General features: G+C 68.9%; 16 protein-coding genes and 3 pseudogenes. 11 read left to right on the forward strand and 8 right to left on the reverse strand.

What is annotated here, in order from left to right; all coding sequences use genetic code 11:
• Window positions 1-93 precede the first annotated feature (93 nt).
• Complete coding sequence (locus tag ACTMTI_RS08860; RefSeq protein ID WP_441119411.1) at window positions 94-2,046, forward strand: CHAP domain-containing protein; 1,953 nt, start codon at window positions 94-96, stop codon at window positions 2,044-2,046.
• Between the two features lie 53 nt (window positions 2,047-2,099).
• Here the strand turns inward: ACTMTI_RS08860 and ACTMTI_RS08865 are convergent, their stop codons facing one another.
• Genes ACTMTI_RS08865 through ACTMTI_RS08875 form a run of 3 tightly spaced genes read right to left on the reverse strand, consistent with a single transcriptional unit; the run spans window position 2,100 to window position 4,986 of the window.
• Complete coding sequence (locus tag ACTMTI_RS08865) at window positions 2,100-2,927, reverse strand: TIGR03619 family F420-dependent LLM class oxidoreductase (RefSeq protein ID WP_441119413.1); 828 nt, start codon at window positions 2,925-2,927, stop codon at window positions 2,100-2,102.
• Window positions 2,924-3,886 carry an acyl-CoA dehydrogenase family protein gene (locus ACTMTI_RS08870; RefSeq protein ID WP_441119414.1) on the reverse strand — a complete coding sequence of 321 codons (963 nt, stop codon included), beginning with the start codon at window positions 3,884-3,886 and terminating at the stop codon, window positions 2,924-2,926. Before ACTMTI_RS08870 ends, ACTMTI_RS08865 begins: the two co-directional genes overlap by 4 nt.
• On the reverse strand, window positions 3,883-4,986 hold the full coding sequence (locus tag ACTMTI_RS08875) for an acyl-CoA dehydrogenase family protein (RefSeq protein ID WP_441119416.1): 1,104 nt from the start codon (window positions 4,984-4,986) through the stop codon (window positions 3,883-3,885). The genes ACTMTI_RS08870 and ACTMTI_RS08875 overlap by 4 nt, the downstream gene beginning before the upstream one ends.
• Before the next feature lie 65 nt (window positions 4,987-5,051).
• Between ACTMTI_RS08875 and ACTMTI_RS08880 the strand changes: the two genes are divergently transcribed.
• Entirely contained in the window at window positions 5,052-6,098 is a 1,047-nt protein-coding gene (locus ACTMTI_RS08880; RefSeq protein WP_441119417.1) for a helix-turn-helix domain-containing protein, read from the forward strand.
• On the opposite strand, the gene ACTMTI_RS08885 is transcribed toward ACTMTI_RS08880, so the two are convergent.
• Both ACTMTI_RS08885 and ACTMTI_RS08890 read right to left on the reverse strand, forming a co-directional pair.
• On the reverse strand, window positions 6,076-7,041 hold the full coding sequence (locus tag ACTMTI_RS08885; protein ID WP_441119419.1) for an alpha/beta hydrolase: 966 nt from the start codon (window positions 7,039-7,041) through the stop codon (window positions 6,076-6,078). The genes ACTMTI_RS08880 and ACTMTI_RS08885 overlap by 23 nt on opposite strands.
• A gap of 139 nt (window positions 7,042-7,180) precedes the next feature.
• Window positions 7,181-7,837, reverse strand: coding sequence for a type 1 glutamine amidotransferase domain-containing protein (locus ACTMTI_RS08890; RefSeq protein WP_441119420.1), 657 nt, complete (start codon window positions 7,835-7,837; stop codon window positions 7,181-7,183).
• Window positions 7,838-7,910: 73 nt separating this feature from the next.
• Here ACTMTI_RS08890 and ACTMTI_RS08895 point away from each other — a divergent pair.
• From ACTMTI_RS08895 to ACTMTI_RS08905, 3 genes and pseudogenes are all read left to right on the forward strand, one after another.
• A pseudogene (locus ACTMTI_RS08895) lies at window positions 7,911-8,882 on the forward strand (LysR family transcriptional regulator); the annotation flags it as partial.
• A 17-nt stretch (window positions 8,883-8,899) separates the two neighbouring features.
• A pseudogene (locus ACTMTI_RS08900) lies at window positions 8,900-8,997 on the forward strand.
• Between the two features lie 187 nt (window positions 8,998-9,184).
• Window positions 9,185-9,382, forward strand: coding sequence for a hypothetical protein (locus ACTMTI_RS08905; protein ID WP_441119422.1), 198 nt, complete (start codon window positions 9,185-9,187; stop codon window positions 9,380-9,382).
• A 323-nt stretch (window positions 9,383-9,705) separates the two neighbouring features.
• Here ACTMTI_RS08905 and ACTMTI_RS08910 read toward each other — a convergent pair whose 3' ends face one another.
• A complete protein-coding gene (locus ACTMTI_RS08910; protein WP_441119424.1) occupies window positions 9,706-10,239 on the reverse strand; it encodes a DUF2690 domain-containing protein in 534 nt (177 codons plus the stop codon).
• A gap of 510 nt (window positions 10,240-10,749) precedes the next feature.
• Between ACTMTI_RS08910 and ACTMTI_RS08915 the strand changes: the two genes are divergently transcribed.
• From ACTMTI_RS08915 to ACTMTI_RS08925, 3 genes are all read left to right on the forward strand, one after another.
• Entirely contained in the window at window positions 10,750-14,832 is a 4,083-nt protein-coding gene (locus tag ACTMTI_RS08915; protein ID WP_441119426.1) for a BTAD domain-containing putative transcriptional regulator, read from the forward strand.
• Window positions 14,833-15,265: 433 nt separating this feature from the next.
• A complete protein-coding gene (locus ACTMTI_RS08920) occupies window positions 15,266-19,009 on the forward strand; it encodes an SGNH/GDSL hydrolase family protein (protein ID WP_441119427.1) in 3,744 nt (1,247 codons plus the stop codon).
• Between the two features lie 37 nt (window positions 19,010-19,046).
• Entirely contained in the window at window positions 19,047-19,586 is a 540-nt protein-coding gene (locus tag ACTMTI_RS08925) for a hypothetical protein (RefSeq protein WP_441119429.1), read from the forward strand.
• 242 nt (window positions 19,587-19,828) lie between these two features.
• On the opposite strand, the gene ACTMTI_RS08930 is transcribed toward ACTMTI_RS08925, so the two are convergent.
• Window positions 19,829-20,833 (reverse strand): ArsR/SmtB family transcription factor, encoded by a 1,005-nt coding sequence (locus tag ACTMTI_RS08930; protein ID WP_441119431.1) that lies wholly within the window; start codon window positions 20,831-20,833, stop codon window positions 19,829-19,831.
• A gap of 1,484 nt (window positions 20,834-22,317) precedes the next feature.
• Between ACTMTI_RS08930 and ACTMTI_RS08935 the strand changes: the two genes are divergently transcribed.
• The 3 genes and pseudogenes from ACTMTI_RS08935 to ACTMTI_RS08945 all read left to right on the forward strand — a co-directional run bounded on the left by ACTMTI_RS08935 (window position 22,318) and on the right by ACTMTI_RS08945 (window position 25,272).
• Window positions 22,318-23,532: an alpha/beta hydrolase family protein gene (locus ACTMTI_RS08935; RefSeq protein ID WP_441119433.1), complete on the forward strand. Its 1,215-nt coding sequence runs from the start codon at window positions 22,318-22,320 to the stop codon at window positions 23,530-23,532.
• Between the two features lie 480 nt (window positions 23,533-24,012).
• Window positions 24,013-24,290 (forward strand): annotated as a pseudogene (locus tag ACTMTI_RS08940) (LysR family transcriptional regulator).
• A gap of 49 nt (window positions 24,291-24,339) precedes the next feature.
• A complete protein-coding gene (locus ACTMTI_RS08945; protein ID WP_441119435.1) occupies window positions 24,340-25,272 on the forward strand; it encodes a zinc-dependent alcohol dehydrogenase in 933 nt (310 codons plus the stop codon).
• A gap of 62 nt (window positions 25,273-25,334) precedes the next feature.
• Here ACTMTI_RS08945 and ACTMTI_RS08950 read toward each other — a convergent pair whose 3' ends face one another.
• Window positions 25,335-25,550: a hypothetical protein gene (locus tag ACTMTI_RS08950; RefSeq protein ID WP_441119437.1), complete on the reverse strand. Its 216-nt coding sequence runs from the start codon at window positions 25,548-25,550 to the stop codon at window positions 25,335-25,337.
• Window positions 25,551-25,676 lie beyond the last annotated feature (126 nt).

The raw sequence follows: 25,676 nt of genomic DNA on the forward strand, positions 1-25,676 counted from the left end.
TCCGGTTTTGTCACCCCAGTCCAGGGACTACCTCCCTACCCAGGGCTGCGTGGATAAACCCGGTCTTTGCCCGGAAGGTGCCCGCGTAGTTCCATGACGCCAGAGATGCAGAAGTTCATCGACCTGCTGGAGAGCCAGCTCGGCTACTCCGAGAAGGCCGGCGCGTACACCAAGTTCGGTGACTGGTACGGCAAGAACGTCGAGTTCGACGCCGACTACAGCTCCGCCCCTTGGTGCGAGATGTATCTCTCCTGGGCCGCGCACAAGCTCGGCTACGAGGAGTGGATCGGGCAGTTCGCCTGGACGGTGGCGCACGCCAAGTGGTTCAAGGAGCAGGGAGCCTGGGGGAAGACGCCCAAGCCCGGCGCGTTCGTCTACTACGACTGGAGCGGGTCGAACAACGTCGACCGCATCGACCACGTCGGCATCGTGACCAGGGTCGAGGGCGGCAAGATCTTCACCATCGAGGGCAACATCGACGGTGGCGTCGCCAAGCGCAAGGAACGCGACACGAGCAAGGTCGTCGGGTACGGCTATCCGGAGCGCATCAAGGCCCGCCTGAACGAGGAGGCGGAGCGGCAGGCCCAGGAGGCCAAGAAGAAGGCCGAGGAACAGGCCGCCCTGCCACCGGGGCCGGGCACCGACGTCGGCGTGCTGCAGATGCCGCAGGACTCGCTGACCTCCATGATCCCCCAGAGCAAGCGCGACGAGGCCGCCCGGCCCACCCCTGCTCCGGCCCCTGGCAAGAAACCCCAGGCGGTCACCGGCGCTCCCTCGCCCTCCGAGACCTCCGCGGCCGCCGGCCAGACCGCCAAGAAGGGCAAGCACGCCAAGCCGGCGACGGCCGACACGTTGTCGGCGACCGCCGAGCCGCTCCCGACGCACGCCGACGCCTCCGCCACCAACCCGCTGCCGGCCGTGTCCACGCCGACGCTCGTCGGGTCGACTCTGGTGGCCGCGCTCGCGCTGCTCGCCGTGGCCAAGACCCGCCAGTCCCGGGTACGCCTGGCCGCCGCCACGGCAGGCACGATCTCACGCCCGTCCAAGTCCAACTCGCATCGCCGGCGCCGTCGCAAGGGACGCGGAGCCGCCGAGCCCGTCGTCACGCCTCTGCGGACCAGGCCCCTCCTGGACGCCGGCGAACCGGCGGCCACGAGCGCCCAGCCTTTCGCAACCGCCGACCAGCCGCTCGGCGTCGTTCGCGCGGACCAGCGCATCGCGGCGCGCCACGTTGAGCAGTCCGATGCCGAGCGCCACGTCGCAGCCTCGGGTGCCGAGCAGGTGCGGCGGCTGCTCGACACCAGGCCCTTCGACCCGTTCGCGGACGCCGCGCCGCGCCGGCCGGCCGCCGATCGCGCGCCCCGCCGGACGGCCGCCGACCGTGGACCCGGCCGGGACGCCACCAACAGCGACCACCGCACCCCCGACACCAGCCCTTTCACGCCCGCTTTCGACACGAGCCGCATCGACGCGCCCTACGGCGGCGGTCCCTTCGACGCGCCGCTCGACACCGGCCCCTTCGAGCCCTGCTTCGACACCGGGCCGATGCAACGCATCCGCGACACCGAGCCATCGCAAGGCGCCCTCGACACGGGCCCGTTCGAGCCCTGCTTCGACACCGGGCCGATGCAACGCATCCGCGACACCGAGCCGCCGCAGGGCGTCCTGGACGCGGGCCCCTTCGAGCCCGCCGACAGCGCCGCTCCGCTCGGATCCGCCGCCGGCACGAGCTCTTGGGCGCCCGGCTCCGGCACCAGCCCGCTCGTCGTCGACACCGGCCCGTTCCAGCGCATCGTCATCCCGGGGGCCACCAGCAGGTTCGACGCCTTCGCCGCGGCCGGGCCCACCGTCCCCGGCGGGGACCTGCTCGACTCGCCCCCCGCCGACACGGCCGCCTACCGGGGCCGGCGCCGACGCCGAGAGGACCCCGTAGAGGAACGGTTCGCCGCTTTCCGAGCCGACCTCCCGCCGCGCGGCCGCCGCCACCGCGAGCTGGTCGGTGCAGGTAGCACGATCCGGGCAGGAAGAGGCCGCCACCGGGCCTGATAATCGGGTTTGGCCGCCGATGAAGCACCGCTCCACGACGAGGGCAGGGAAGATCACGACTCGCCGCTGCTCTTGACGCCGTATTCGGCGGCGAAGGAGGCCAGCCGCGATACGGCGTCGCGGCTGCGCGTCCAAGGCCGGACGATCAGCCGTTCCACGCCCAGCGCAGCCCAGGCCGGCACTTCGTCCGGCGAGGCCAGCGCGTACGCGTGCGCCGTCACGGGCACCCCCGCCCCCAGCCGGTCGAGCTGCGGCTTGATCGACTCGATCGTGTGCGGCATGCTGATCCACCCGTCGCAGAGCCGGGCCGCCCGGCGCAGCGCGGCGGCCGACTCCCCGCCCGCGAGCACCGGCAACGGCCGCTGCACCGGCTTGGGCTCGAAAGCGACCTCCGGGAAGGAGTAGAACCGCCCGGAATGGGCGACCACCGGCTCGCTCCAGAGCCGCCTGACCACCTCGATCGCCTCGTCCAGCCGCGCCCCCCGCGTGCCGAACGGGATCCCGGCCGCCTCCCACTCCCCCCGATACCAGCCCGCGCCGACCCCGCATATCGCCCGTCCCGACGAGACCACGTCCAGGGTCGCGAACGCGCGAGCCGACACGAAGGGATGGCGCAGGGCGAGCAGCTGCACGGCCGTGCCGAGCCGGACGCGGGAAGTGCAGGCCGCGAGCCAGCACAGGTACGCGGGCGCGTCGAACAGCGGCGTCGTCGGCTTGATCCCGGGATCGGACGTGCCCGGGTAGACGGCGAGCGACAGGTCGGTGGCGAAGACGAGGTGCTCGGGCAGCCACACCGACTCGAACCCCAGCTCGTCGGCCGCCACCGCCACGTCTTTCCACGCGTCCGGATGCAGCAGTCCGAGCGGCACACCGAACTTCACGGGTATCTCCCCAGGTCGCCGCCGAGCAGGGCGGTGCGCAGTCGTTCGCGGTGGGTGGCCGTGGTGCCGTACGCGGCCGACAGCGACCACGCCCGCGCCAGCCAGAACCGCAGATCCAGCTCCTCGGTGTAGCCGATCGCCCCGTGCACCTGCAGCGCCACCTGGGCCGCCAGCGTGGCGGCCGCTCCGGCGGCGGCCTTGGCGGCGCTCACGTCCCGCTCCACCGTGGGGGCCGGCCGATCGACCGCCAGCGCGGCCCGGTACACCAGCGGCGCGGCGAACTCGACGGCGACGGCCACATCGGCGAGCCGGTGTTTGACGGCCTGGAAGGACCCGATGGGAGCACCGAACTGCGTCCGCACGCGAGCGTAGGCGACCGAGACCGCGAGCAGCTCCTTCGCAACCCCGATGAGGTGCGCGGCGGTCGCCACCGTGGCCCGCCGCAGCGCCGGCGTGGCCGAGCAGCTCAACCGCTCCGACTCGGAGAAGGCCACCTCGAACAGCGGCCGCAGTGGGTCCACTCCGGGACGGGGCGTCAGGCGTACCGACTCCTTGGGGACCAGGCGCAGGTTGTCGGCGCCGGCCACCACCAGCAGGTCCGCGAGGTCGGCGTCCGGCGCGTACATCTGCCCGGGCAGCAGCACGCTGACGCACACCGCGCCGGAGGCCAGCTTGGGGGTGCCGGGCAGCAGGTACGGCGCCGCGACGGCGGTCTCCACGACCGGCCCGGGCAGGCACGCGCGCCCGGTCTCCTCCAGCGCGGGCAGGATGTCGGCCAGGCCGAGCCCCAGCCCATCGCTCTCGGGAGGCAGGAGCACCCCGAAGAACCCGAGCTCGGCCAGCTGCTTCCAGCCCGGGCGGCGCTCGGTGCGGAGCGCGGCCGGCGGGCAGTGCGCGCGCAACACGTCGCGTACGGTCGCGCCCAGCGCGAGCTGTTCGTCGGTGAAGGCGAAGTTCATCGGGGCAGCCCCAGGACGCGCTCGGCGATGATGTTGCGCTGGATCTCGTTCGTGCCCGCGTAAATGGGGCCGGCCAGCGAGAACAGGAACCCGTCCAGCCACGGCGTCTCCCCCGCCCGCTCCCCCAGCAGCTCCATGGCCAGGGCGTGCATGCGCAGGTCGAGCTCGGACCAGAAGACCTTGCCCATGCTGGCCGCCGCCCCGATCTCCTCCCCCGCCATGATCCGGCGCGCGGTCTGGAACGTGTGCAGCCGGTACGCCTCCGCCTCCACCCAGCACCTGGCGGCCCGGTCGGCGAGCGCCGGGTCGGCGGCGGAGCGAGCGAGGGCGACGAGCCGGTCGGCGGTGGCCAGGAAGCGCCCGGGGCTGCGCAGGGTCAGGCCGCGCTCGGAGGAGGTGGTGGCCATCGCGATCCGCCACCCGTCGCCGGCTTCGCCGAGCACCATCGACTCGTCGGCGAACACCCCGTCGAAGTGCAGCTCGGCGAAGCCCGGCAGCCCGTCGAGCTGCGCGATCGGCCGGACGGCGACGTCGTCCAGCGGGAACATGAAGTACGTCAGCCCCTTGTGCCGGGTCCCCGACGTGCGGAAGAGGCCGAACCCGTGGGTGGCGTAGGCGGCCCGGGAGCTCCACGTCTTGTGCCCGTGCAGCCGCCACCCGCCGGGGGCGGGCTCGGCGCGGGAGGTGAGGGCGGCCAGGTCGCTGCCCGCCTCCGGCTCGGACCAGGCCTGCGCCCAGACGTCGTCGCCCCTGGCCATCCGCGGCAGCCAGCGGGCGCGCTGCTCCGGCGTGCCGAACTTCATCAGGGACGGCGCCAGCAGGAAGATCCCGTTCTGGGTGACGCGGGCGGGGGCGCCGGCGGCCCAGTACTCCTCCTCGAAGATCAGCCACTCGATGAGGGAGGCGCCGCGCCCGCCGTACTCCTCGGGCCAGGAGACGACGGACAGCCGGGCCTCCGCCAGGCGCGCCTCCCAGGCGCGGTGCGCGGCGAAGCCCTCGGGAGTGTCCATGGACGGGAGCGGCCCCGGCGCGTGCCTGATCAGCCAGTCGCGAACCTCGGCGCGGAAGTCCCGGTCGGCCGGGGAGAAGTCGAGATCCACATCCGCCAACCTAGCGCACGCTTGGTTTTCTCGCCAGCGTCGCCGCATGGACGTACTCTGTGGCTGTGCAGGGACTGCTGCTGCGACTCTCCACGCTCGACGCCGACGCGGAGAGCGCGGTGCGGGTCATCGCCTACTTCGACTCGCTGCTCCGCGACCACGTGAGCGTGCCCGTGCTGCTCACGGCCACGGCCCGGCTGGCGCAATGCCCGATCGGGCTGTTCGACGCGGCCACGGGCCGGCGCACCCGCACCTCGCCCAGAGGTGTCGTGGATTCACCCGCTGATACCCCCGCCGCGGTCAGGCAGCTGAGCTCGGGGCTCGGCGCGGTCTGGATGGAACGCGAGGGCCCGGCGCACGGGCTCGACGAGATCGTCCTCGAACGGTACGCCGCCGCCGCGGAGGTCACGCTGGAGCGGGCCGCCGCCCTGGCGCAGGCCGGTCAGGACCCGGCGCTGGTCGAGCTGGCGCTGTCGGCCGAGACCGGCGAGGCGGAGCGCGCCCGTGCGCTGCGCCTGCTCGGCTTCGCCCCGTCCACCCCGCTCCAGGCCCTCGCGATCGCGCTGCCCGACCAGGGGCTGGCCGCCGGCCTGCGCGCGATGGGCCACCAGGTGCGCGAGGCCAGGATCGGCGACACCGAGGCCGTGCTGGTGGCGACCAATCTCGAACGCTCGGCGCTGCCCGACGGGGCGCGGGTGGGCATCGGCCCCGAGCTGCCCGGCGCGCGGGCGGCCGAGTCCTGGGCCGGGGCGCGCACGGCGCTCCGCTTCACCGGCCCCCACGACCGGGTGATGCGCTGGTCGGAGCTGGGCGCGCTGGCGCTGTTCGCCGACCTGCCGGAGGCGGCGGTCGCCGGACTGGCCGACGTCCAGGCCATGGAGCGGCTCGGCGAGGAGTCACTGGCCGCGGTCCGCGCGCTGTGCCTGGCGGGCTCGATCCGCGGCGCGGCCACCGCCATGCACCTGCACCACAGCTCGATGGCCGCGCGCGTGGCCCGCGCCGAATCCGTGCTCGGCTTCCTGCTAACCGACCCGTCCGGGCGCCTGCGCGCCCACCTGGCCCTGGCACTGGTACGGCTGCGCGCCAACCTCAGAGGCGATACGCCCGCTTGAGCGCGGCCACCCTGGCCGCCCTGGCCCGCTTGCTGAGCTCGGCGTCCGGCACCATGCCGTCGGACCCGTGGAAGGCTCCCGCGTAGAGGTGGAACTCGGTGGACACCCCGGCCCGCGACAGCCGCAGCGCGTAGTCCAGGTCCTCGTCCCTGAACACCTCCAGCTCGCCGACGTCGATGAACGCCGGCGGCAGCCCGGACAGGTCCGTAGCCCGCGCCGGAGCCGCGTAGGGGGGCACGTCGTCGGCGCCCATCCGGTCGCCGAGGAGTGCGGTCCAGCCGAAGAGGTTCGCGGCCCTGTCCCAGACGACGGCCTCGGCGAACTCGTGGCTGGACGGGGTGATGTTGCGGTCGTCCAGCATGGGGCAGATCAGCAGCTGGAAGGCCACGTCGGGGCCGCCCCTGTCGCGGGCCAGCAGCACGGTCGCCGCGGCCAGCCCGCCACCCGCGCTGGCGCCGCCGACGGCCAGCCTGGTCGGGTCGATGCCCAGTTCACCGGCCGCCTTGGCGGTCCACACCAGCCCCGCGTAGCAGTCCTCGACCGGCGCGGGATGCGGGTGCTCCGGCGCCAGCCGGTAGTCGACGGAGACCGCCACGCAGCCGAGCTGCTCGACATAGCCGATCATCAGGGCGTCGTCGATCTCCGGCGTGCCGATGACCATCCCGCCGCCGTGGATCCAGTAGAGGGCGGGCCGCCCCTGGACCTCACCCGCCGGGCGGTAGATCCGGACCCGGACGTCGGGCGCGCCATCTGGCCCCGGCACGTGCCGGTCCTCGATCATCACGTCGGTGTCCGCGGGCGGCGCGGCGGACAGGAACGCGTTGATCTGCGCGCGGATCCCGTCGAGCTCCTCATAGGTCATGCTCGGCAGGTCGAACACCGGCAGCGGTGACTGCTCGATCGCGGCGCGGAGCTCCGGGTCGAGGTTGGGGTGGTGGGCCATGGGCTGAACCTTTCCACAGGCGGCGGGGTGCTACACCTCGATGGTCGAGCCCGCAGTCCGTGGTTCACAACCGCCGTCCGGCGGTGTTCGGCCTCCTCACAACCGCCACCCGGCGATGTTGCCCTCCGCGGGCCGGGCGTCAGGTGAGGAGCTCGACGACGCGTTCGGCGAGCGGGGCGGCGCTGGCGGGGTTCTGGCCGGTGGCGAGACGGCCGTCCACGACGACCTGGGCCTGCCAGTCCGGGCCCGGCTCATGCTTGGCGCCCCGCCCGGTCAGCGCGTCCGCCAGCAGGAACGGCACCACGTGGGTCACGCCCCGGAGTTCCTCCTCGGCGTTGGTGAACGCCGCCACCCGCTTGCCCTCCACCAGGTACGTCCCATCGGACAGGCTCAGGTTGACCAGCGCGGACGGGCCGTGGCAGACGGCGGCCACCACGCCGCCCCGCTCGTACACCTCACGTCCGATCCGGATCACGTCGGGATCGTCGGGGAAGTCCCACATGGTGCCGTGTCCTCCGGCGTAGAAGACGGCGTCGTAGCCGGAGGCGTCCACGTCGGCCAGGCGGGCGGTGTCACTCGCCTCGGGCGCGGCGAGGAACGCCACCTGGGCCGGGTCGTCGGGGTCGAACCCGTCCTGCGGCGGCCGGCCACCGCGCACGCTGGCGACATCCACCTCGTACCCGGCGCGCAGGAAGATCTCCCAGGGGTGGGCCGCCTCAGGCACGTAGTATCCGGTCTTCTCCACGCCGCCGAGGTCGTCGTGGCTGGTCAGAACGATCAATATGCGCTTGCTCATGCCTCCCAGCATCGCTCCGGGCAGCCATCAGCGACAAATAACCAGACGGGCCACGTGTCATCAGAATATTGATATGTCGCCCATCTCTCTCGACCTGCTCCGGACCTTCCTCGCCGTACACAGGACCGGCTCCATCACCGCCGCCGCCCAAACGCTCGGCCTGTCGCAGCCGGCGGTGACCGCGCAGGTCAAGGCGCTGGAGTCGGCGCTGGACCGGCCGCTGTTCGACCGGCTGCCGCGCGGCGTCGCGCCCACGCCCGCCGCCGACGAGCTCGCCCGCCGGGTGGCGGCCTCGCTGGACGCGCTGGACGAGGTGGTGGAGTCCGAGCTGCCCACGGACTCGGCCGTCCATCTGGGCGGACCGGCCGAGTTCCTGTGCGAGGTGGTGATGCCGATGCTCGCGCCGCTCGTACGGAACGGACTCCGGCTGCGCACGACGCTCGGCCTGTCCGACGACCTCCTGGCGGACCTGGCCGCCGGACGCCTGGACCTGGTGGTGTCCACCATCCGCCCCCGTCTGCGCGGTGTCCAGGCGGACCCGATCTACGACGAGGAGTTCCTCCTGGTCGCCGCCCCGTCCCTCGCCACCACATTGACCGCCGCCGCCTCTCCAGCCCACACCATGCCCACCCCGCCCCCGTCCTTCGCCCCGGATGCACCGCGGACGGCGGGCACCGGTCGACAGACGGTCCCGCCGGAGGCCCGGGCACCACTGCCTGCGGACTCCGGAGCCAGGGCCAGCGTGCCTTCGGCGGCCGGCACGACAACCGGCGTGAATGCGGTGGCGGGGGTGCCGTTGGTGGCCTATGCCGAGGATCTGCCGATCGTGCGGCGCTACTGGCGGACCGTGTTCGGCAGGCGGCCCGCGATGACTGCGCAGGTCGTCATCCCCGACCTGCGCGGCGTGCTCGCCGCGGTCAGGGCGGGCATGGGCATCTCCGTCCTGCCCGCCTACCTGTGCCGCCGCGACCTGGCCGCAGGCACCCTGGTCACGCTGGCCGACCCGGAGGAACCGCCGATCAACACCGGATACCTCGCCGTCCGCTCCGGCGCCCAGGCCAGGCCCGCCGTGGCCAGGGTGCGGGCCCACCTGCTCGAAGCCTTCCGGGCGGACCCGCTGTACTAAGCGGGTGCCGCAGGTTCGAATCCCGCCGGGGGCGCGCATCGAATCTTCGGCACAGGCGCTTGCGATCGGCGGGCGAAGAGCTTGCGTTGGAGATCTTCGGGGAGCTCGGCGATTCGTGTCTGCCACATCGGGATCTTGTGGAGCAGGTATGGGCATGCCGAGACCTGGTGGGCGGCCGAGGCGAGTCTGGGGTTTGGGGACCTGATGGGACCACCCGGCTGGTGATCGCCACCCTCGACCCGGCCACCCTGCCGGACAAGGCCACCTGCTACCTGGCCACCAACCTGCCCCGCCCCGGCGGCCCACGCGTGGCTGAGTCTCCGCACCCGCCCGCCGATGAGGCCGAGCTGGTCCGCCTCTACGGTCTGCGGCACTGGGTCGAACAGGGCTACAAGCAGGTCAAGGACGAGTTTGGTTAGGCTGACTTCCAGGTCCGCTCCGGCCTGGCCATCCGCCGTCACCAAACCCTGGTCTTGTGCGCGTTCACCTTCTGCTGGGCGACCTGGTTCGCCGACCCGCCCGATCCCGCCTCCCCACCCGGACCACAACCTTGAGAGGAGCAGCCGCCCGACATCCCAGCCACCGCAAACCGCCCCATCGGCACCACACACACCCAGCCGGCCCCACAACGTCCGCAGTTGGCTGACCCCGCCATCGCGCTCACACGCTGGTGGAAAGCGCCCCCACCGCCTGAGTTACAAGCCCTTCTCGACGCCGTTCGCGCAGGCCAAGGCCTACACCTTTACCGCCCACCTTGATTCAACGGACTACTGCTAGTACCAGGTGGTGCAGGTCCACGAGCTTTCAGGGATCGCCGACGGTGACGTGGTGATTTGCCCGGAGTGGCATGCCCTGAAGTTGTCGTCGTTCGCGTCGCCACCATGTACGTGTATCCGACGCCACCGTTACACGGAATCTCCGACTGTATCCGGTAATACGTGTGCGTGGTGTACCAGCCGTAGGTGGTCCATTGCCGGCGCTGCACGCGTAGATGCGCGAATCCTTGGATGAGGTCGCAGTCGTCGCGCACGATACGCCCCCAAAACGAGCGGCAGGCGGAGGCGTATCGAAGCTGGACCGTGTATCTCCCCCCGTGCAGGAAGCTTTCGCGCGGGGTGGCGGTGGCCGAGCAGCCTTGCGTGCTGGGGTTCTTGCCATTGCACGAGGTGCCGGAGCAGGCGAGTGCCGTCGTCGTGCTGCTCGCCGCCGGCGAGACTCCTGCGACGGTCGCCGCGACGACTGCGGTGGCCATGAATAAGGGGAGACGTCTGAGCATGTTCGGCTCCTTCTTTGGTTGGGGTACGGGAATTACCGCACCCCGTCGCGGACGGGCACAAAGCTTTTACGCTGTGCCGAAAACCTGCTGGTCACGGCCCTCGATGCGACCGCGAACCGTTTCTGACCGCAGCTTTTACGCTGACGCGTAAAAGCTGGACGCGCCCCCCGGCGTGGACGAGGCTGCGTAGCGATCCGAGTCGGCCGGAACGAGGGACTCACGGAATGTCGGTGACCATCCATCCACGCAGCACGTGGGCCGTCCGCGTGACGGAAGCGGACCAGAATCTCGCGGCGGCCCCTCCGGGGCCCTCCGCCGGCCCCTGGGAGCCCTGGACCGGAGGCTTCTTCATCCACCACCAGGGCAGGTTCTCGTTCTCCCCCGATGCTGAGGAAACTGCAAGAAAGACGTGCCCGAGGTTATGAGCGGGGCGAGGAGGGCTCGCCGAGCGCGACGCTGATTGTGGCCTGGTTCCCGCGATGCGACATCTGTTTGCGCTGGGAGATACCAATGCTGATCTGCACCGATGACTTCCCCCCTTCCGAGCGCCTTGATCGTTATCAGGAGGCGGTCAAGGACGTGCCGGTTCCTGTCTTCGTCGACTGCGGCTCCGCCCCGTCGCGCGACTTTTGGGCCATGTGGCAGTCCGCGGAACTCGGCGATGTGTCAATGGCGTCCATCGCCTGCCGTGCCCCGTACCGATTCCGCAGGACGCAGCAGCTGATCCGCCAATCAGACCCCGAGGCGTACCGACTGGTACTTAATCTCCGCGGCCACAGCGGCGTTGTCCACGAACGTCAGCACGCCGAACTCACGCCCGGAGATCTGGCTCTGTATGACACATCCAGCCCGTTCGCCGGCTGGCGGGGATCCGGGGCCGTGACCAATGAGTGGATCATGGCGACCTTTCCTCGAAACCTGTTGCCGATCTCTCCGCGCATCGTCGCCCCGTTCATCGGCTGCCGCCTGCCTGGCCAGGACGGCATTGGCACACTGGTGACCGGGATGATGCGCCAATTAGCCAGGGACGTCCACGCTTACCATCCAGCCGACGGCCTACGTTTGTCGTACACATTCCTGGACCTGCTGACCACTTTGCTCCTTCACCAGGCTGAGTTCTCCGGCGTCGAAGGAACGGACGCACAGCACCGGACCTTGATGATCCAGATTCGCTCGTTCGTCCGGCATCACCTCGGCGATCCCGCTTTGTCACCCGAGACGATCGCGGCTGCGCACAATATCTCCCTCCGCGCTCTGCACCGGTTGTTCGCCAACCAGAACATGACCATCGCAGCCTGGATCCGCGCCCAACGACTGGAACGATGCCGGCACGACTTCATCGATCCAGCACTGCGTGACCACCCCGTCCACGCCATTGCCGGCCGCTGGGGCTTCCCCAGCCACGCGCACTTCACCCGAGCTTTTCGCGCTGCCTATGGCATCTCCCCTGCCGACTACCGACGCCAGGCGCTACCCTCACGGGCTTCCCTCGGCACACATCAGCAAGAAATCTGGCACGCATCACCAACGACACGGCAACCATCCCCGAGACAGCATGAAACCTCAAGCCCATCTGGAGGGGCATTGAATGCTGCTGGGCCGACTCTCGTCACCGGCCGGTTGCGGGCCGGTGACGGGGTGTCCGAGGTAGTGCAGTTTCGTGTGCTGGGACCGCTGGAGGTCGCGGTCGGGAACCGATTAGTGCACATCAATGGTCGCAGGCAACGGGAAGTGCTCGCCTTGCTGTTGGTACGCGCCAATCGGCTGGTCTCACTCGAAACGCTCGTCGAGATGATCTGGAAGTCCGATGCGCACGCCACGGCGCGAAGGCAGATGCAGAACAGCGTCGGTCGGCTGCGCCGTGTCCTCATCGAGAGCGGTGCCCCGGCCCAGGTGATCCAGACCCAGCCGGGTGGTTATCTCCTCTGCGCAGATGACGCCGAACTTGACGCGCTCACCTTCGCGGATCTCGTCGCCAAAGGGCGCCGCGCGGCCAGGGAGGGAAGTCTGGAACTCGCCTCGGCGAAGCTGCGCAGTGCGTTGTCCCTGTGGCGGGGAAAGGCCCTGGCGGAGTTCGACGGCGAGCACGTCTGGAGCGAAGCGGTCCGATTAGAGGAGCAGCGCGTCTCGGTGCTGGAGGAATGTCTCGAGCTGGAGCTGCGGCAGGGCAGGCATCACGAGCTGATCGCAGAGCTCACGACCCTGACACGGGAGCATCCGCTGCGCGAGCGGTTATGGACGCAGCTGGTGCTCGCGCTCTACCGGGACGGCCGCAGGGGGGATGCGCTGGCGGTCTGCCGGAGGGCCCGTGAGACGTTGGTGGCTGAGCTGGGCTTGGATCCAGGGCCCGAACTGCGCCAGCTCGAAGCGACGATCCTCACCAGCGACAAGGCACTGGAGCCATCGCGCGGCCGAGCCACGTCCAAGGCGTCACGGCCCTGCCAGTTGCCGCCGGACGTGCCGGAATTCACTGGCCGGGACGGGATCACGCGGGATCTCGAAGCGCTCTTCCGGCGCGGGCAGGCGGGCAACGCGCTGACGATCGTGACAATCTCCGGGACAGCCGGGGTGGGCAAGACCGCGCTCGCGGTGCACATGGCCCACCGGCTGCGGGATGTGTGCCCGGACGGCCAGCTCTACGTGAACCTCGGCGGGACGAGTGATCAGCGTGCCGATCCGGCCGAAGTGCTGGCTCGGTTCCTGCGCGCGCTGGGCGTGCCGAGCACAGAGATCCCCGAGGGCGCCGAGGAGCGAGCCGAGATCTTCCGAGAGCGCCTCGCAGACCGGCGCATGCTCGTGCTGCTGGACAACGCCGCTGACGAGGGCCAGGTCCGGCTGTTACTTCCAGGCAGCCCGGGTAATGCGGCGCTGGTGACCAGCAGGTCGAGGCTGACCGGCCTGTCCGGCGCGCGACAGGTCGGACTGGATGTGCTGGCCCCTGAGGACGCGGTCGGCATGGTGGCCCGGATCGTCGGAACGGACCGCGTGCCCGCCGGGGCGACCGCCGCTGGGGAGCTCGTCGGACTCTGCGGCCGGCTGCCGCTCGCGCTGCGCATCGCGGGGGCGCGGCTGGCTGCCCGGCCGCACTGGACGCTGGAGCGGATGGTGGGGCGGCTGGCGGACGAACGGCGCAGACTGGACGAGCTCGCTCACCGCGATCTGGAGGTCCGGGCCAGCCTCTCGCTCGGCTACCGACACCTTGACCACGGAGCACGGCGCCTGTTCCATCTGCTGGGGATGCTGAGAGCGCCGGACTTCACCAGCTGGGTCTGCGCAGCGCTGCTGGACACGGGCGTCCCGGCGGCGGAAGACCTCCTCGACCGGCTGGTCGATGCCCAGATGCTCGACGTGACAGGGCCCGATGCCGCCGGACAGGTGCGCTACCGGTTCCATGACCTGGTTCGGCTGTACGCTCGGGAGCGGGCGGAGGAGGAGACTCCCGCGGAGCGCACAGCCGCGGTCACCCGCGTGCTGGGAGCCTGGATGGTTCTGGTGGAACGCGCGCACCGGGCCCTGTACGGTGGCGACTTCGCGATCCTGCACAGCTCGGCGCCACGATGGCCTCAGGTCCTGGAGCGCCTGGCGAACACGGTCGACTCCGATCCGCTGACTTGGTATGAGACGGAGCGCCTGAACATAGTGGCGACTGTCCGGCAGGCCGCGGACATGGTGCTCGATGCGCCCGAATCCAACGCAGCTTTCGGCGAGCTGTGTTGGGACTTGTCGGCCACCGCGGTCTCGCTCTTCCTGATCCGGGGCCACTACGACGACTGGGAGAGTACCCTCACCCGTTCGCTGGCGGTCACGCGACTGATCGGCGACCAGCGGGGAACGGCCGCGATGCTCACCGGGCTGGGATGGCTGGACACATACCGGCACCGTTACGCGCACGCTGACGAGGTGCTGGCCGAGGCTCTTGGCATCTTCCAGGACCTCGGCGACGACCATGGCCTGGCGCTGACGCTCCCGATGGTCGCGCACATCGACGGCATGCGCGGCCGATACGACGCCGCTGTCGCACGGCACGCCGAGGCGCTCGAAACGCTTCGCAGGATCGGGGATCGCGGAGCCGAGGCGTTCGTTCTGCGTTCGCTCGGCCAGGTGCTGGCCGAGGCCGGCAGGTACAAGGAGGCGCTGCCCTATCTGGAGCGAGCCCTTAAGCAGAGCCACATGGGCAATCCGCGCGCACACGCAGAGGCACTGTGCTGGCTGGGCGAGTCGTACCTCGGATTGGACGACATCGAGCGCGCGGAGGGGATGTTCCTCAAGATGCACACGGTGGCCGTACGAGTCGGCGACCTGCGTGGTGAGGCCGGCGCACTGCACGGAATGGGCCTCATCAGACTCCGCGAAGAGGCTCTGGCAGCGGCCCTCGAACTGCTCGATCGTGCGCTCGTTCTGACCGAACGGGTGGGCAAGGGCCGGCTGGAGGCACGCATCCGGCTGGCCCTGGGCCAACTCCAGCGCCGCCGCCACGAGTACGACGAAGCCGTCCCGCATCTGGAGCAGGCGGCCCGGATTTTCGAGGCTCTCGGCTCGCCCGTCTGGCACGCGCGGGTTCTGGCCGTCCTCAGAGAGGTCCGCCAAGCATAGGCGACGGGGGGCAGTCATGACAGATCTATGAAGGGCTTATGACGGCTCCCCTCATTCTGGCATCGCGGTTTTCCACGAAGGAGCCACGATGTTTGGACCCAGCAGCAGAAAGTCTTTGTCATGCCTGATGGCCGTAGCGGCCATGAGCATGCTTGTCACAGGTGTCATGCGGACGGAGGCAGTATCGGCGGAGACGCCTCGGCGGCAGCAGCCATCGGCACCGCTTTTCGCCGAGCGTCCATCGGTGGCTCCGAAAGACCGGGATGCCTTGCTGTCGTCTGGCTGGCGCTCGTCAGGCGACATGTTATGGACGACTTCCGGTGATCCGACTGGGTTCCATCTGCTGGTCGCCGAGGCTCGGACCGGCTATACCTGGCGGACTCTGGCGACGCTCGCGGAGCCAGGGTTCGAGACGGACCGATGGATCGGAAACATGTGCTTGACCGGATCGGGCAAGCGCGCGGTGGTCGTGTACGCGCCGAGGCAGTTCACCAACCGGGAGAGGCTGTTCAGCAGGGGTGGGTTCGCCGCGACCGTCGATGTGGCGTCCGGCAAGGTGCGGAAGCTGAAGCGGACCGTTTCGCTGGCATATTACAACCCCGGTTGTGGCACAGGGGAAAGCGCGGTTCTGACCCAGTCGGGGCTCTCGGACTACGGCAAGACACGAGTGGTGGTGTATGACACCGCGCAGGGCCGGGAGGTTCGCAGCCATGAGCTGAAGGGTCAGGTGACCTCGGCGATTCCGGTGGGAGACCGGGTGGTCGCGGCGGGCGGGGCCGGGTTGGAAGAGGTCGACGCAAGTGGCGGTCGCCGCACCCTGGCCCGTACTCACGGTCCGGCCTTCTCCATCCGTCCTGACATCGATGGAGGGGTGTCTTTCCTGGAGGCGCACGGGGACACCACTACAGTGGCCAAGCACCTCGGTGGAGGCGAGGTCCGGGAACTGGCCCGTGGGCCGCTGGGCGAGGTGGGCTTGGCCGCGGGCACCGGCGGTCAGGTGTTCCTGACCGGTACGCCGTCCAGCACTGGTCAGCTGCCTGCCGCGGTACGGCAGCTGAGCGTTCCCGCACGAGCCGAGGTCTCCACCCATGGAGAGGCGTCGGTGACGCACACGATCGCGCGCGATGCCCAGGGGCGTACGATCTCGCCGACGTCCCCGGCGGAGCCCCGGACCGTCCAGCCGGTAAGCCTGAAGGCGACCGTCACCAAGACCGGCAAGCAGCTCGACTTCCAGGTTCTTCCCGGTACGCGGACGAGCAGGTCGATAGCTCAGGGCCGCATCCCGAGCCCGGCACGGGGCGCGAAGGCCACGTCCGGGATCGGGCCGCTGGCCGACTACGGGGGCGTCACCACCGATCCTGTCCGTGGCTGCGCGATCGCCCGTAACGATGTTGGCACGCAGGTCTACCAGCCGCATTGGCGGCAGGTGGAATGGGCGGCGAACCTGGCGGTGCAGGGCGCGTTGACGATCCAGCGCCCGGCGGACTGGAAAGAGTCCGGCCTGCCGGCCTGGTCACCACAGGGGATGTTCCCGCGGAGGAAGCTGGTCACCGGAACGGACCACCGGGTGCCCGCCCAGATCATGCTTGGAGTTCTGGCGCAGGAGTCCAACATGTGGCAGGCGTCCCCGCACGTCCTGGAGGGCGTGTACGGCAACCCGCTGATCGGCAACTTCTATGGCTTGGTCAACGAGGACAATTCTGCGACCTGGGCGATCAACTGGGACGAGTCCGACTGCGGGTACGGCGCGGCGCAGGTGACCGACAAGATGCGGCTGTCCGACACCAGCCGGACCTGGGCGGAGAAGCAGGCGATCGCGGTGGACTATGCGTCGAACATCGCCGCGGGCCTGCAGATTCTGGAGGAGAAGTACAACCAGACGTGGCAGGCGAACATCCGGATCAACAGCGGTAATCCGAAGTGGATCGAGAACTGGTTCGCCGCCTTGTGGGCCTACAACACCGGGATGCAGCCGCGGGACGCCGAATACGGCAACACGACCGGCTGCCAGCCGTCACCCACCTGCCATGACGGCCGCGGCAACTGGGGGCTGGGCTGGCTCAACAACCCCATCAACCCGGAGTATCCGGCGGACCGAACTCCCTTCCTGAACGGTCCCAGCGGTGGCGGCAGCCCGGAGGACGCAGCTCATCCGCAACGTTGGCCATACCCCGAGAAGGTCATGGGCTGGGCGGCATTTCCGATCATCAAGGAAAATCCGTTCGCCGGCACCTGGCACCAGGGCTACGCGCAGGCCTGGTGGACCCACGCCTACTTCAGGACACAGGTCAAGCCACCCCGGACCCTGTTCTGCGACCAGTCCAACCACTGCGACCCCGGCCAGACCAGCCCGTGCCTGGACGCCGACTCGCGCTGCTGGTGGAACAGAGCGGTCGTCTACAAGCCGAACTGCCTTGGGACGTTGCCGGGCGACACTACGAAACAGTACGTCTCGTGCGGCCAAGAGACCATGACCTTCAATTCCGGAGCCGCGGAACCGGCCGACTGGAACGAGTGGTACAAGCCGAACTGCTCGCTGGCCGGTCTGCCGGAGGGCTCCTACATCATCGATGACGTCCCCTACGGAATGGTGCAGCCGCGCGGATGCTACCCAGGGCCGGCCGACGCGGGCAGCTTCAGCTTCGACTTCGCCCCGGACTCGACCGGCCAGTACAGGTCGAAAATCGACTTCCACCAGATCGGCGGCGGGTTCAACGGGCACTTCTGGTTCACGCACACCCGGGCGGCCGCATTCTCTCAGGACTTCAGAGTCACGGGCACCTGGAAGCTCGACTTCGCGCTGACCAACAAATGGGCCCGGGTGCTGGTGCATGTGCCCGACCACGGCTCAGAGACCCAGCAGGCGACGTACTCGATCTATCGGGGAGCGAACGCGCCTGGGGACAAGACGGTGACCCGCACCATCAACGCCAAGTCGCATTGGGAACAGCAACGCCACAGGTGGGTGTCGCTCGGCGTCTTCGACTTCAACGGCATTCCCGAGATCAGCCTCAGCAACCTGACGCGGAGCGGGGAAGGCACGAAGGGCTGGTCCGGCCAGCACAACATCGCCTGGGACGCGGTGGCGATCCAGCCGCTCCCGCGCAAGCCGAAGAACTTCGTGGTCGCACTCGGCGACTCGTTCTCCACTGGCGAGGGAGCGGTCACCGAGTACGAAGACGGCACGGACTACGACCGTGAGACTGACATGAGCGGCCACAGCGAGGAGGGCAATCAGAACGCCTGCCACCGCTCCAAGTGGGCATGGTCGCGCAAGGCAACCCTCAATGACCAGCCCGAATGGCTGATCGGAGGCCGGGAGACAAACCTGGACAACGACCTCGACTACCACATGGTCGCCTGCTCCGGCGCGCAGACCGAGAACCTGCTTGCCTACGGCACCGAGAACGCATGGGGCGAGGGGTCCACCAGCCAGCGCGACACCAACACCGAGGTGCCGCAGATCGAATCAGGATTCCTCGACCAGAACACCACCCTGGTCACCCTGTCGATCGGCGGCAACGATGCCGAATGGATCGCGGTCGTGCTGCACTGCCTGAAAAACGGCAACTGCCCGTCCACCACGATGGAGGACACCAGCGGCCCGCTGAGCGAGGTCTTACCGAGGCGGATTGACGAACAGGTCATTCCGTCGGTCAAGACGGTGCTGGAACAGATTCACACCAGGGCACCCAACGCGAAGATCATCCTCATGGGCTATCCCCGGCTCATCTCCGACAACGGCGGCTGCCTGAATGTCGACGTGTGGATTCCCTTCCTGGACCGGACCCTGGCCCTCGGCGTCAGTGCCGACGAGACGGCATGGCTGAACGACATGGCCGACAACTTGGCCGAGCGGATGGACGCGCTGGCCGTCAGTATGCGCAACTTTGGCACGCCGGTCTGGTTCGCCGATCCCCGCACATACTTCGACGAAAAAGCACTGTGCGGCGACCCGTCCGGAATCAACTTCGTCATCAAGACCTTCACCCCGGGCGAGAACCCGGACGCCGAGTTGTGCGATTACGTCGAGCGCTTTTCCTGGATCGACGAGTGTCCGCACTCGCAGTGGCGCCTGGGGCTGTCCTCGCAATCGTTCCACCCGAACCTGAATGGCACCACGTTCTATGCCAACGCCCTCATGGACGTCCTGCGCCGACCAGAAATCGACCAATAGCGGCCTGGTCACCAGGCGAACGAAAGGAGATCAGTACATGAAACCAAGACGACGGTCCCGCTCGATCCTGCTCGGGCTCATACTGGCACTCGCCGGCGGCCTGATAGTGGTGCTGCCCGCCGCTCCCGCCTATGCCGCGTGCAATGGCGCCACCTGCAACGGCCTGGATCCGGTCGCCCAGGGCTGCTACGGCAGGTCGATGGTTCCCAACACCGATGAATGGGCCGAGGGGGTAGACCCACACTACGGAATGTACATGATCCATTCGAGCGGCTGCAGCACGCGCTGGACCAGGATGAACATCGACCGCTGCCCGACCGTCCAATGCGGCGATGGGCGCATAGCCATCACGCGCCAACGCTGGAGTCAGCAACAAGGCTGGTACAACGCACAGTTCTATCACAAGGCGTTCAGCTTCATGGGCACTATGGTCCAGATCAACACACCGATGGTTCCTGACCTTGTCGCTCAGGAACGTTACATAGCGTGCTACCGATTCGAGTCGGGGTCCCCTAGTTCCTGGATATGCGGGGACGGGGATTATGGGGATGGCTGGGTCTATGACCCTCCTTTGTAGGTCGTCAGTGAATTTCACGATCTCCGGCGTTCGGTGAGCCTGACACCATTCCCGAGTCACAGCAGGACCCCGCCAGTACGCTCTGCCGGGGCCCTGCTCGGCTCGGCGACAGCACTACGAGTTCGCTTCTGTGGACACCGGCGAAGGCGGGGACATCGCCGGTGTCGACACGGGCGAGGGCACGGTCCGCGGGGAGACGACCTCACGCCGGTGAAGGCGTCCCGGCGTGCCAAGCCGACTGATCATGGCGTGTTCAACAGCGGCCTGCCCTCGAGCAGTGCCACGCCGAGAGGAGTGATCGTGTGAAGGACGGAAGTGCCGTCCCGTACCGTAACGATCAGTCCTGCCTCGCGCAGGACAGTCGTCTGCCGGCTCGCGGATGCGGGGGAGATCTGCAGCGTCCTGGCCAGCTCGGTGGTGGTCGTCCCGGACATGGCGAGGCTGGACAGCACGGCCGCGCGGGTCCTGCCCAGCAGCGCCTCCACGGCGCGCCCCGCCGCTGTCGCCGTGGTCCACCGGTATCGCTGCTCGACGGGATAGATGAGCACGGGAGGAAGCTCCGGATCCGCCAGCGCCACAGGGGCGCGCTGGCAGAAGTACGACGGGACCAGCTTCAGCCCGCGCCCTTGCAGATGCAGCTCGGCGTCGAGGTCGTAGGACACTTCCAGCACCGGGGACTGCCACCGCATGAGCGTGCTCATACCGGTCAGCAGGCCTTCCGTACCGTGCTCCAGCAAGTCACGTGCCCGCTGGGCGTGGTCGGCGGCCACGGCCGAATGGATCAGGGAGTGGTGCGGCGCGATGGCGGCGCCGTAATAGGAGCGTATTGCCGCCCCCACGCGGGTCAGCATCTCCGCGTCGCCGGCGGCGATGCTGCCGACCCAGCCCGGCAGGCGGCGATGTTGTGCCAGCCGCTCCAACTCGTCACGTAATCGGGCGCGAGGCGTGGACATCAGCGCGTCCAGCCCGCTGTCCAGACCGTCCTTCGATTCATGTGGGGTGAGGAAATCGGGCCAGTAAGGGCCCATCGGCGCGAGCACATCAAGCAGGCGGGCGCCCGTTTTCAGCGGCGCCATCCGCTCGGGCCGGGAGCGGATGGCGTCCGTCCACGATCGGAAAACTGGGCGCCGGCTTCGCTCCCTGAGCCGAAAGTGGCTGAGCACCACCTCCCAGAGCGGATCGGAGGTCGCGGCCAGGGTGGTCCGCGCCAGATCGTCCGCCGTGAAATGGATGCGCAATGTCCCCATGTAGAGGCCCCCGTGGAGGTTCCTTAGTGTGCGCGGAAATCCATCCTATGCGGCGGCTTTTCCGCGTGTTCACTCTTGGGTCAATGCGCCGTGAAACGCCGCATAATTTCAGATACGGCGTGCAACCGATCACTTACCGCGGTAGACGCGGACGTAGTCGAACTCGGCGTTCACCTGCGGTTGCGCTGGGAAACGCCCGAAGCCCTGGGTTTTCCTGGCCTGAGAGTGGCCATCACCAGGGGCAGCGCCCTGGTCAGCCGGACCTTCACGTCGTTCAGGCTAGGCGGTCGCCCTCGCCCGATGAACCGGCCGAAGTGCGTTCGACCAGCGCGACCGCTACGACCTGACCCGCCCGGAGGCCAAGGTCTGGCTGTACGGCATCGCCACCAATCTCATTGGCCGTCATCGCCGCGGCGAGCTCCACCTCTACCGGGCCCTCAGCCGCTCGCCTGCCCGCGACGACGTGGAGGGCCACGCCGACCGGGTCACCGACCGGGTGACCGCCGAGCAGCTCAGCCCTCGGCTGGCACGCGGCCTGGAGAGCCTGTCCCGGGGCGACCGCGACGCGCTGATGCTCGCGGCCTGCGCCGACCTCAGCTACGCGGAGGTGGGAACTGCAGGAGCTGCGCCGCTATCACGACGCGCTGCCGGGGGCCGCTCCGGAGTCCATCGGCGCAGCCCGGTCCCGCCTGGCGGGTCACATGCGCGGGAGCAGGCGTCGGCGGGCCCGCCGCATCCGGCCGGTGCGGGGCTGAGCCTGGCCGGGGCGGCCGCCGCCGCGCTGCTCGCCGTGGCCACGACGGTCGTCCCGGACGTCACTCGGGAAGCTCCGAACGTCACTCGGGAAAGGGCGTCGAGGGTCCCCCAGGCGCGGCCTCCGCCGCCGTCACCGAGCTGCGGCTGCGCCCGGTGGCGAACGCCCAGGACCTGGCCGACAACGCGGCGGTGCTGGCCTCCGACGCCCTGATCAAGGCCGCTGTCGTCGACAAGGCCGGGCAACGCCCCGGCTGACGCCGGAACCCGTTCCACATCACTCCGGATCCTTCTGAGCGCCATGCGTCCCGCACTCGAGCCACCACACAAGATCAGTCCGGTTCCGGGGAGCCATGACGACTCCCCTGGCACCGCCGTTCACCGATCGGCCCTCGATGCAACCCCTGAACGGGCTCCACTGTCGGCTCGCGGACACATGCTGACCCGTGGGACGACACCTTGTTCCGGACGGTTTCGAGCGGAGTTGTTCAGGTCTACCTGTCGGTGAGACGGCCGGTGTCGTAGACATCAGCTGAGCTTCCCCCTCACCGCAGGCCGCCTGGCCCACTCCGCGCGCCGTTGGGTCATATGCGGGCCCACACGAAACCCCGCAAGCCAGCCATGATCACCTCCGTCCCCGCCTGGAATCAGTTGAAAGTACGGCTGGGAAACGGCGGCAACGGTCCCTTCGGCCGATGCCGCCGCCGATCCTGAGCCGCAAGATCAACTCCATGGCACATGACATCCCTTTCCCGGCGCGAAGAAAGCCGGTACTTCTGGCCGCCGTCGCAGGACTGCTCGCCCTCACGGCCTCCACCTTCTGGGCACCAGCCTCGGCCGCTGCCGCGGCACCCAGCACGCCGTATCTCCCCAAGCCGACCGGCCCTCACCGGGTCGGCACGACATCTCTGCACCTGACCGACACCTCCCGCCCCGACCCGTGGGTTCCCTCCGCCAAGACGCGGGAGCTCATGGTCTCCCTGTGGTACCCGACGGCCGCGCGCGACGGACAGCGCGCGCCGTACGTCACGCCCAAGGAGTCGGAGCTGCTCCTGAAGGGCGTGGCGAAGCCGGAACTGGAGAAGATACCGCCCACGGCGTTGAGCCGGACGCGGACGAACGCCTTCGCCGACGCCGAGCCGACCGGACGCCGGCGCAGCCTGCCGCTCGTGGTGCTGTCGCCCGGCTTCACCTGGCTGCGCAGTTCGCTCACGGCTCTGGCCGAGGACCTGGCCAGCAGAGGGTACGTGGTGGCGAGCATCGACCACACCTACGAGAACTTCGCCACCACCTTCCCCGACGGACGTGTCACCACCTGCGCCGCCTGCGAGATCGAACCCGACGACAACGCCCACCCCGACGACTTCGGCCGAAAGATGATCCGGAGCAGGGCGATCGACATCTCCTTCGTGCTCGACCAGCTGACCGGGCCACACCCCAAGTGGAAGGGTGCTTCCCTGATCAATCCGGCCCGGATCGCGATGGCGGGCCAGTCCCTCGGAGGGGCCGCCGCCCCCGAGACCATGCTGAAGGACTCCCGAGTGCGCGCCGGGATCAACATGGACGGCAGATTCTTCCTCCCGATCCCCTACAGCGGACTGGCACGACCGTTCATGCTCATGGGCGAGCCGAAGCTGCACACCCCCGAAGGCAAGGACGACACATGGAAACGTGACTGGCAGCACATGACCGGGTGGAAACGATGGCTGGTGGTGAAGGGGGCGTTGCACCCGTCCTTCACCGACTACGACATGCTGATCCAGCAGCTCGGCGCGGACCTCGGCGGCGGCCTGAAGGAAACCCGCTCGATGGACATCACCCGCAAGTACGTCGCAGCCTTCCTCGACCTGCACCTGCGCGGCAAGCCGCAACCCCTGCTCGACAAGCCCTCCCCGCGCTACCCCGAGGTCCAATTCTGCTCACCGCCGGCCAAGAACTGCCGATGAGAACACCTGCACCCCCAGGCCAATGATTCTCCACCACAGCAGCGGGGCACCGTGATCGAGACAGGTTCACTCCCCCATGGCGGCGAGGAGAAGCTGCGCGCCTTGGGCAGACCTGCCGGAAGCTGATTCCCCCGGGCAGTGTGTTCGCGTTCTTCGGGTGCCACCGGAATACGGAAGATTCAGGCCGCCGAGCCTCTGACACCAACTCCGGCGCAGCGCCGCCACCCACCTCGCGCCGCCCCGCCGTACCCACTGACCAGCTCTTTTCCAACGGCGGAACTGATGAATTCGGTCGCGCCGGTAACGAAGACACGCGCGAAAACTCCTGCGGATTTGGATTATCCCCGTCGTCGGAATGTCGGGTGCGCGAAGTCCAAAGCTTGTGCGGCATCCTCATACGTTTGAGGCATCACCCGAGGCCAACCGCGGAGCTATGCTGCAATCATGTCCGAGTTGGCGCCGGATCTGGGCCTACGGCTGATGCGCTATTTCACGGTCATCGCCGAGCACCGGCACTTCGGCCGCGCCGCCGAAGCTCTCCACGTCACCAGCCCTCCTTGAGCCGCCAGATTCGCGGCCTGGAGCGGCAACTTGGCGTCCGCCTGCTGGACCGCACCCCGCACGGCACCCGGTTGACCGAGGCGGGCGAGGTCTTCCTGCCCCGCGCCAAGGCGCTGCTGCGATCATCGGCCGGCTCGCCGCGATCGCTGGTCCGCCGGCCACCACGGACAGCTCGCACACGCCGGTTGAACGCATAGGACGGATACGGCAAGACCAAGATGCCGTACCGAAGTGGGAGGAAAATAAATGCGCGCTGTGATGAACACCGACGACGGCATCCGCACTGTCGAGGTCGATGAGCCTGGTGGAGCAGGGGTCCGGCTCTCTGTGACCGCTTCGGGAATCTGCGGCACCGATGTCATGTTCGTCGGTGCCGGCGTGACCGGATTCATCTATGGGCACGAGTTCGCCGGAGTCGACGACGCCGGCAACCGCTATTTCGTCGAACCAACCATCTACGGTGGGGAATGCGCGGAATGCCGCTCCGGTAACCCACAGCGGTGCACTGAAGCCGGCCACGGAAATCTCGGGATTTACCGTGATGGCGGCCTGGCCGAAGCGGTCGTGGTGCCGGAATACACGTTGTTGGCTCTGCCCCCGCAACTGGATGTGAAAGACGCATGCTTGATCGAACCCGGCGCCGTCGCCTGGCACGCGGTGCGCCGCGCACAGGCGCAGCCAGGAGAGCGCATTCTCGTGGTCGGTGGGGGGTCGATCGGGCTCCTGGCAGCCGCGGCGGCCCAGCACCAAGGATTAGACGTCGATGTGGACACCCGGCACAGCCATCAGCTGACCGCAGCCGAGCGACTGGGATTCGGCCGGCCGAGCGGGACTTACGACGTGGTGATAGACGCGGCCGGCAGTGAGCCGAGCCTGGCTCGATCGGCGGACGCCGCACGACCGGGAGGCCGGATCATCTCCTTAGGCGTGTACCGGACGACGATGCCGATCCCGGGGACCGTGAGCTTGGTCAAGGAACTGTCCTACATCAACAGCATCGCCTACGGCAGGCACGAGGGGATCCGCGAAGTCGAGGAAGTAGCCTCCATGTTGGCCAAGAAACCCGAAATCGTGCAGACGATCATCACCCACCGGTTCCCGCTCCACGAGGCTCGGGAAGCGTTCCGCGTCGCGGCCGACCGCGGAGCCGGTGCGATCAAGGTGGTCATGGAGCCCTGATCGCCCCCTGAGGTGTCTCAAGACATCGAAACCGGCCGTACACCGCGCCGCGGTCGTCCGGCTCAGGGTCTGATCACCTCCGTCAGGTGGACGAGGTCGGTGAGCAGCTCGGAGACGATCAGGGGGTCGAGGTGCGCCCGCGGCACTTCGGCGTCGATCAGGGTGTGCATCGTGCGGTCGAGCTGGAGGAACGGCTGGAGTATCTCGTAGTCGCGGCCGTTCCGTCGTCCCGTTCGGCGAGCCCGATCAGGCGGGCGACGGCCGGCCACGGCCCGCATGACCGCGACCGGCCGGACCGCGGGCCGAGAAGATCGCCTGGAGGTCCGCATTCGCAGCCGGTGGGCAGACCGTGCGGGATAGCCTGGGCGTGACGTGAGATCGTCGCGAGGTGGCGGGGGTGAGTC

Origin of the sequence: Nonomuraea sp. H19 (genome assembly GCF_052068215.1) — a bacterium.
GTDB lineage: Bacteria > Actinomycetota > Actinomycetes > Streptosporangiales > Streptosporangiaceae > Nonomuraea.